Source organism: Indiicoccus explosivorum (assembly GCF_002167005.1).
Taxonomy (GTDB): Bacteria; Bacillota; Bacilli; order Bacillales_A; family Planococcaceae; genus Indiicoccus; species Indiicoccus explosivorum.
The window spans coordinates 1-1779 of sequence record NZ_NHTN01000077.1; the positions used below are offsets into that span (position 1 = coordinate 1).

At 52.2% G+C, this 1779-nt stretch carries 2 protein-coding genes; one reads left to right on the plus strand and one right to left on the minus strand.

Going from position 1 to position 1779, the window contains the following annotated elements; translation table 11 throughout:
* Positions 1-92 precede the first annotated feature (92 nt).
* A protein-coding gene (locus CCE92_RS15415; protein ID WP_420913242.1) for an IS1182 family transposase occupies positions 93-1561 on the plus strand; the annotation gives its coding sequence in 2 pieces (ribosomal slippage) (positions 93-660 and positions 660-1561; 1470 coding nt in all).
* Positions 1562-1573: 12 nt separating this feature from the next.
* Here the strand turns inward: CCE92_RS15415 and CCE92_RS15420 are convergent.
* Positions 1574-1779 (minus strand): DUF3219 family protein (locus tag CCE92_RS15420; protein WP_144391045.1); only part of this gene is annotated, 206 nt, incomplete at its 5' end.

Sequence of the window (1779 nt, forward strand, 5' to 3'; positions counted from 1 at the left end):
CAGGCTGTCGAGAAAGTCTCGGCAGCCCCTATTTTCCTCTTAATATATCTGAATTTTCAGCTATAATGAAAAGAAAACGGGAGGGCTCGACCATGCAAGGAGCTGCCAAAAATCATCGGAATGTCGCTGTCACCGTGACGATTGAAGATCTGGTGCCGAAAGATCACTTCCTGCGGACGATCGACGCCCTCATCGACTTCTCATTCGTGAATGATATTACTGCCAAGCACTACTGTCCCGATAATGGACGCCCGTCCATTCCTCCTGTCACCCTGTTCAAGTACTTGTTCATCGGCTATCTGTACGGCATTCGGTCTGAACGCCAGCTGGAGACAGAAGTGAAAAGCAATATGGCGTTTCGCTGGTTCCTCGGCCTGTCACCGACCGATCCGGTGCCCCATCATTCCACCATCAGTTTTAATCGTCACAAACGGTTTAGGGATACAGCGGTTTTTGAACGATTTTTCGAGGAGACCGTTCGGCAGGCACAGGAACACCGCTTAGTCGACGGCCGGATCCTGCTTTCGGACTCCACGCACGTGAAAGCGAATGCCAACAAGAATAAGTTTGTCCGCCAGGCGAAACAGGCAAAAGTCGCTCCTTACCTGGAGGAGCTGGAACAAGCGGTTCAACAGGACCGGGAGGCACACGGAAAAAAGCACTGAAGCCCAAACGGGCAACGGCTGCCAAGAAAACAAAACCCGCCATGACCCGAATCAGCCGCACGGATCCCGAAAGCGGATTTCTCATGCGGGACGGGAAACCGCGCGGTTTCTTCTACTTGGATCACCGGACAGTGGATGCCAAGTACAACTTCATCACGGATACCTATATCACACCGGGAAACGTGAATGATGCCGAGCCGTATCTTAGCCGGCTCGCTGTCCAGAAACAGAAATTCCAATTCGAAGTGGAAGCAGTCGCCTTGGATGCCGGCTACTTCACCAGCTACCTCTGTATGCGTCTGAATAAAGACCATATTTTTACGGTCATGGGGTACCGGCGGCCGACCGTCCAAAACAAGAAAATGCCGAAGGGAAAATTCACCTATGTACTGGAGCTGGATGCCTATGCCTGCCCGATGGGCTGTAAGCTGGCCTATTCCACCACCACTCGTGAAGGTCAGCGGGAATATAAAAGCCGGCCACAGGACTGTCTCGGCTGCCCGTTGCGTGAGGACTGTTTTAGTGAGAAGAGCAAGTGCCGGCTGATCACCCGGCATGTCTGGGAAGACGAAAAAGAGAAGGTGAAAGCCAATAAGCGGACGCCCGAAGGGAAGACGCTTTACCGGTTACGGTGCCAGACCATTGAGCGCAGCTTCGCAGATGCGAAGGAACTCCATGGGTTCCGTTACGCGAGGCGACGTGGGCTTCAATGTGTCCAGGAACAGGCTTTCATGACAGCCGCCACACAAAATATCAAGAAAATGGCCCTCCTGCTCAGCAGGAGGGCCAAAGCCATCGATGATATATCCCTTGATGATAAGAGTTGGTTTAGTCCTTCCCCTTTTCTTCTCTTAAAGAAGGGGTTTCTCAACACTCTGAAAACACCGGCCCTTTGAAGGGCCGGTGTTTCAGCGTTTTTCGATCAGCTCCAGATGGAAATCTCCGACTGAACCTTCTTCATATAAATTCGTGACGGATGTCGAGTAATTACGGATTTCCGCCCGGAACTGCAAACCGCGCTCCGGCGCTTCCACTTGAAAGTCATTCTGGTACAGCAATACCGTTACGTCAGCCGACCCGGAACTCGATCCGCCGACATCAAAATCCCCGTATG